This is a genomic window from Mycobacterium sp., from assembly GCF_052144515.1.
Lineage (GTDB): Bacteria > Actinomycetota > Actinomycetes > Mycobacteriales > Mycobacteriaceae > Mycobacterium.
In genome coordinates, this window is the sequence record NZ_JBKQQD010000208.1 from 1 (window position 1) to 5,680 (window position 5,680).

Annotated in this window: 6 protein-coding genes and 2 pseudogenes; 4 read left to right on the plus strand and 4 right to left on the minus strand. The window is 61.9% G+C overall.

Features of this window, described 5'->3' with window-relative positions; genetic code table 11:
• Nucleotides 1-145 (plus strand): annotated as a pseudogene (locus ACLP9N_RS14910) (deazaflavin-dependent nitroreductase); the annotation flags it as partial.
• 15 nt (nt 146-160) lie between these two features.
• Here the strand turns inward: ACLP9N_RS14910 and ACLP9N_RS14915 are convergent.
• Together ACLP9N_RS14915 and ACLP9N_RS14920 are read right to left on the minus strand one after the other, a co-directional pair.
• Nucleotides 161-289, minus strand: a complete 129-nt coding sequence (locus ACLP9N_RS14915; RefSeq protein WP_442408150.1) for a hypothetical protein — start codon at nt 287-289, stop codon at nt 161-163.
• Nucleotides 290-594: 305 nt separating this feature from the next.
• Nucleotides 595-914: pseudogene (locus ACLP9N_RS14920) on the minus strand (type VII secretion AAA-ATPase EccA); the annotation flags it as partial.
• Between the two features lie 635 nt (nt 915-1,549).
• On the opposite strand from ACLP9N_RS14920, the gene ACLP9N_RS14925 reads away from it, so the two are divergent.
• Together ACLP9N_RS14925 and ACLP9N_RS14930 are read left to right on the plus strand one after the other, a co-directional pair.
• Nucleotides 1,550-2,098, plus strand: a complete 549-nt coding sequence (locus ACLP9N_RS14925) for a hypothetical protein (RefSeq protein ID WP_442408151.1) — start codon at nt 1,550-1,552, stop codon at nt 2,096-2,098.
• Nucleotides 2,095-3,720 carry a hypothetical protein gene (locus ACLP9N_RS14930; protein ID WP_442408152.1) on the plus strand — a complete coding sequence of 542 codons (1,626 nt, stop codon included), beginning with the start codon at nt 2,095-2,097 and terminating at the stop codon, nt 3,718-3,720. Before ACLP9N_RS14925 ends, ACLP9N_RS14930 begins: the two co-directional genes overlap by 4 nt.
• Before the next feature lie 107 nt (nt 3,721-3,827).
• On the opposite strand, the gene ACLP9N_RS14935 is transcribed toward ACLP9N_RS14930, so the two are convergent.
• Complete coding sequence (locus tag ACLP9N_RS14935; RefSeq protein ID WP_442408153.1) at nt 3,828-4,010, minus strand: hypothetical protein; 183 nt, start codon at nt 4,008-4,010, stop codon at nt 3,828-3,830.
• Nucleotides 4,011-4,319: 309 nt separating this feature from the next.
• On the opposite strand from ACLP9N_RS14935, the gene ACLP9N_RS14940 reads away from it, so the two are divergent.
• Nucleotides 4,320-5,192 (plus strand): MinD/ParA family ATP-binding protein, encoded by an 873-nt coding sequence (locus tag ACLP9N_RS14940; protein WP_442408154.1) that lies wholly within the window; start codon nt 4,320-4,322, stop codon nt 5,190-5,192.
• Nucleotides 5,193-5,421: 229 nt separating this feature from the next.
• On the opposite strand, the gene ACLP9N_RS14945 is transcribed toward ACLP9N_RS14940, so the two are convergent.
• Nucleotides 5,422-5,680: DUF5631 domain-containing protein (locus ACLP9N_RS14945; protein WP_442395108.1), on the minus strand; the 259-nt coding region annotated here is incomplete at its 5' end.

Sequence of the window (5,680 nt, forward strand, 5' to 3'; positions counted from 1 at the left end):
GCTGCGGGCATTCCCGGTCGAAGTGCCGGTCGGGGTGGCCTTCGCCAAACGCTCCGGAATGGTCATCGACGGCACGCCTGACGAATTCGAGGCGCTGGCCGGCCGGATCGCTGTGTTCCGATTCGACCCGGACACGCCGGTTTAACGGGCTGAGTTCGCCTCAAAGCTGGACCGGCACATGCTTTTCCGCGCATGCGTCGGTCACCGCCGCGATGATGTCCTGGGTGCGCAACGTCTCCAGGTCCTCGATGGTCACCGAGCCCCGGTCGGTGCGGTTCTGGGCGGCCACCCGAGAATCCCGCAGCCGTTCGGCGCGCTCGACGACGTTGCCTGCTGACCAGGCTCAAGGTGGCGGCCGCACTCATGGTGCTCGATGGCCGCTCACAAATCAGCGACTTTGACTGGAAACTGGCCACCACTGTCATGGCACGCAGTGATGTCGCGCGCCGATATGTGCGCCGGGCAATGGACGAACAGCGTCGCGAGCGGAACCGAGGTAGGGCGGCCGAGGCCGCCGAACGCGATGAGTACATCAGCGATAACAATCTGAGCCGGGCAAAGCGCGCCGTCTTGCGTCGGCTTGACGCGTTAGGCCCGCAGCGTCTTGCAGGCCATGTTCAGCGCTTCGCGTGCGGCGGGCTCGATGATGGTCGCGCGCGGTTGGCCGTAGCGGACCGCGATCTCCACCAACTCGTCGGGAGCGTAGGACACAAACCGCAGCTTGCGGTTGAATCAGCCCGCCAAACCTGGGTTCACGGTGAGGAATTCGTCGACTTCCTTCTCGTATCCGGCGCCGGTGAAACAGAAGTCGAACCGATGCACCTCCAATGCCCCTCCAATGCCACCAGCAGCTGGTTGACCGCCTCCATGCCGATCATGTCCGGTAGTCCGTCGTGGTGGCGTTCCACCAAGGATGCGCTGACGCTCAACGACGACCTCGACAGGTCGTTGCGACTTCGAGATGTGTCTCTGACTATCTCGCAACTCAGAATCTCGGTTTGCGCGGGGTCACGGCTGCGGTCGCGACAAGTTTCCCGTAGGCACGGCTGGGGCCTACCGGTCGCGGCAGACTCGGCGGGCGATTCATGCCATACGGGGTTGCAAATACCCTCTTCTGTGGGATTAAATGCCCCGCCACCTCGCCGTTTGCGGTAGCTTAGGCAGGGTTGATCTTGACTGGCGATGCTTGGACGAGGGTTGACTTTCTCAGTGAGCGCTGCCGCCTTTCCGAATATAGAATCCACGACCATAATCTTTGATCGCGGGCCGGGGCTTCGCGCCGCTACGATTAATTCGACCATCTGCAATGCAGGGGCCTCGGCAGTTTTGTGGTGGTCTTTTGGAACCCGATCTCAACCCTCATACACGGTCTCAGACACTTGCCGAACATCACTGCGTCTAGGAACTACCGGAGGTCAGTTGCGTTGTGGCCCGTAAGCGACGTAATCAAAGGGCTATGGTTTTCGCAAGCTAACGCCGGCTTCCGCCAAGGCCATTAGAGGAGGACACTGTGCCCTTTCGCAGAGGCTGGTCTCCCCAGCTGCCACCCTTGCGCGACTTCGTGATTTCTGCAGGTTTCGGTGGAGTGCTGGTGTTGCTGGCGGCGGTGATTGTGCTCCTCTCCGCGCTCTTGGCTTCTCGACGCGGGGCTCTACGGCTCGACAGGCAACTTGAACAACAAGATCGGCACCATCAACAAGGTCGTGCGGACAGGTGGCGCCGCGAAGCGATCGAGCGCTGCTGGGAAAGGCTGGTGTGGTTGGTCAAAACGGCAGGCATCGATCCTTCGGCAGTTGACGCTGACGAAGCGAGTCTTGGACTTGGACCAGAACTGACGCTCGCGATTCTGCAGGGCCTCCAACGCGATGCAAAAAAGCTGGGCGACAATACCCTGACTCAGGCTGTCGCGGTGTACCTCAGCCAATACGGGTTGGTGCTAGGACAGCACATCGGGTCGTTACCTGATGTGCTTCCTCCATCCAATGGACATCTGGAGCTTGCAACGGAAGGCAGAAGTGGCGGCATCGTGTCGGGGCAAGACGATGAAACAAATTCCGCCACCACCGCGACGAGCACAAGTAAAGGGCACCAGAAGTGACCACACTGGGCCAACACATCGAAAATCTCGACCTGCCGACATGGGCCGCGTTGACGAAGCGTACTGCCGAACGAGCGATCGCTGCGGCTGAGCAGGCAGGTCAAGAGCCTCCCGAGCTCTTGGTGGCGGTGGCCAAGATGAGTGAAACCGAACTCATCGATGCCCGTCATAAGAACATCTGGCACTCCAAACGCAGGCCACCAACGGTGAGGATGCGGCTTATCGAAGCCGAGCATCTACGTGCGCTGGCTGAGCAGCGGGTTCAAGGTGCCGAACAAGATAAAAAAGACGCGATTGCCGACGCGGCAGCCGCACGCGTTGAGGCGCAGCAGTGCGCGGCGGCCGCCGAAGAAGCGCGCGACCGCACTCGTGCGGTCACCGAGGAGCTGTGGCGTATGGAGCAGGAGCGCACGGCTGAACAGCACGACGCCCTGGAGAAGTTGGAAAGCTTGCGCAACGAGTTGGCGCAAGCAGGCGCCTTCGAGACGGCCGCACGCGCTGATGCGCAGGAGTCGGCAGCCGCTGCCGAGGCGGCGAAGAAACATGAAGTCGCCGCGCTCGACAAATTTGCGCGACAGGGGGCGCAGTTGGCGGGCGCGCAGCGCAAAGTCGAGACGGCCCTTAAAGAATCCCGCGCGTCCGAGGAGAAGATGCGGAACGAGCTGGATCAGGTCCGCGCCGACAACGCGGCCCAGATCGCGGCAGCTGTCGAGCACGCAAGTGCCGCGGATCAGCGTGCCGAGGAACGACTCGCTGAGCGCGCCGCAGATCGGCGCGAAGCTCAGGCGGAAGTGGAGAGGTTACGCGGCGAAATCGTGCGGATCCGAAGCGATGCTGAAACCGAAATCGCCGCTGCCCTAGAGCGGACTAAAGCGGCAGAAAATCGAGCCCTCCAGCGGATGTCAGAACGCGCGGCCGCTCAAGCGGAAGCCCGACAAACGATCGAGGAGCTTCAAGCCCACTTCGAACGCGCGCGCACTCACGCCGCCGACGAGGTCCAGACGGCCCGTGAACAGGCAGTGCTTGCGATCGCCACGGCCCGACAAGACAGTGACCAGATGGTCGCGCGGATTCGTGCTGAAACTCAGCAGCAGGTCGATGCTGCAATACAGGCGCGTGCGGAGGCTGAGTCCGTCGCCGATATTTACCGCGCTCAGGCCCAGAGCGCATCGGCGCCCAGTGGACGAGGTTTGACTGTTCCCATCCCCGGATGGGAGGTGCGACCTGCAACGAGGCGCATCGAGAACGCGCTGACCGCGATGCATCAAATCAATTACATCCTCGAGGTGGGAATGGCGGAAGAAGTCGAAGCCGAAATCCCTCTGGATGCTGAGTTGGTGGCGCGCCTGGCCCGGGCGGTGCAGAGGGAGGCCCAGGATCTGCAACAGGAATTTGTCGAGCTACCGGCCCGGTTCAGCGTAGATTCGCAGGTCGAGGCGGCCGCGGACTACGCCAAGGCGGCTTCAGTAGCTTGCCAGGCTTTTCTTCGCCGGATCGGTTCGGCGGCCAAGCATTTGCGTGACCGAAGCAACAGCCCAGACGTCGAGGTCCTTCGAACGGTGGGGCGTATGTTGGCTGATCCTCGCGTGCAAGAACTTCTCTCGGAGTCGGCGGACGCTTAAATTGCCGCGCCCACACCCTGCCAAAAATGCCGATCCAGTTAGGGACATAAGTGACTGAAAATTCAGATTTCGTGGCGCGTTATCTGCCATCGGACGACGACGATCGCCTAGAGCACCTGGCCGCGCCGCCGGTCGGCGATGAACCAGCCGACGACCAAAACGTGAAGGCCGTAGAGCCCGAGACGCTCAAACCTGCCGAGCACCAACCGCCTGGACTGCTGGCCACCATGGGCGGCCATGAGGATGGCGTGACAGATCCGGGGCACTTGGACGGAGACGCGGGTTCCCACGCAAGCTTTGAGGGGTGGCTGACTGAGGCCGACACCGGTCCCCAGCCGCAAATCGGGGGTGGGCCACCGGCCGGGCCGCGGTCTGCGCCAAGTGAGTCTCCGCGCGTTCCGGCTTCGGAGCAGCCGTCGCCGACATCGTTTAAGCCGCGTTTTGATGAGGGCACCGCGCCGCCGTTGCCTCGCGGGTGGGCTCGGGTGGACCCCGCAGAACGGTGGGCACCGCGGGCGGTTCCGGGGACGGCCGGTTCGCCGGCTGGTCGGCACATTCAATTGGAGGCGGTAGTTAAGCAGCGGCGCCAACCAGCCGAGATGGGTTGGCGCAAAGCTGTCTACCTATCTACGGGGCACCTGCTCAACCTGGGTGCGGGTCCGGCGGAGCGCCGTCTGCTCGGCTGGAAGGCGCGGATTGTGGCCAACATCCCGGGGAATTATCAAATTACTGCCATATCGGTGAAAGGCGGTGTCGGAAAGACGCGCGTCACCGCCGGGGTGGGATCAGTGTTCGCCGAGCTACGCAAGCAGCCAGTAATCGCTATCGACGCGAACCCGACCTACGGTGGGCTGGGTCGGTTGATCGATCCTAGAATCCAGACCTCCGTGCGAGATTTCTTGGCCGCAGAAGATCTTATCGACTACCCCAGGGCGCGGTACTACACCGGACAGAATATGCAGGGCCTTGAGGTGTTGGCTGGGAACCAAAATGTAGCCAACCCCTTGGCGCTGGAAGCACGCACCTTTACCGATGCCCTGAGCCGGGCGCGGCGGTTCTATCAGCTTGCGCTGATAGATTGCGGCGCAGAGATCGAACACCCGGTGATTCCTGCGGTCTTGTCGGCGTCGGATGCGTTAATGATCGTCGGGTCATGCAGTGTCGAAGGCGGGCTGGCAGTCGAGACAACGATCGATTGGCTTGCGGCCCGCAATGGGCATGAGCTGCTGAAGCGTTCGGTAGTAGTCCTCAACGACTGCTACCGGTCGGCGAATAAGGATTTCATCGATCATGTCGGTCAGACACTGGGACGGCGAGTGCATTCGGTGAAGACAATCCCGTGGGATGCACATCTGCGGGATGCAGTCACGCTGGATTTCCCGGCACTCCGACGGCGTACTCAGTTGGCGCTCATGGAGCTGGCTGCTGAACTTGCCGGCGGCTTTCCAACAGCTGGCGCGTTAGCGAGTTAAGGATCGGTCGACAGCATGCGGTTCCGCTGACCGACTCGACGGCTTCGTAGAGCCCAGAGCAGGCGTCAGGGGTTCAAAACCAGCTGAATTAAAGTGGTAGGCGTGGCTCGACGGTCGCCGGCATTCACGGCCGGATGATGTTTTCGAAGCGGTTTAACGGCGATGGCAGGTGCAGTCAATGTCGTTGGCGCCTGTGGCGCACGTCGTGACTGTCTGCTGCCGCCAGTTATCAAGGGTCGGCCTTCCACCCGCTGGCCCACGGCGCACTCAGCATTTGAAACCACGCGAAGTGGTAATTCGCGTTGACCGGGTTCTTGGTGGCCAAACCTTCGGTGGCAGCCAGCAGTAGGCAATTCAACAACAACCCGGGATCAACGTCGGGATACTGAGCCAACAGCTGGTATCGCGAGGTGTCGAGGTATACCCGCAAGATGTCGATTTCGGCGTCGAGAATGCCCGTTCCCGCGGCACCCGCTTTCGCCAGCGTA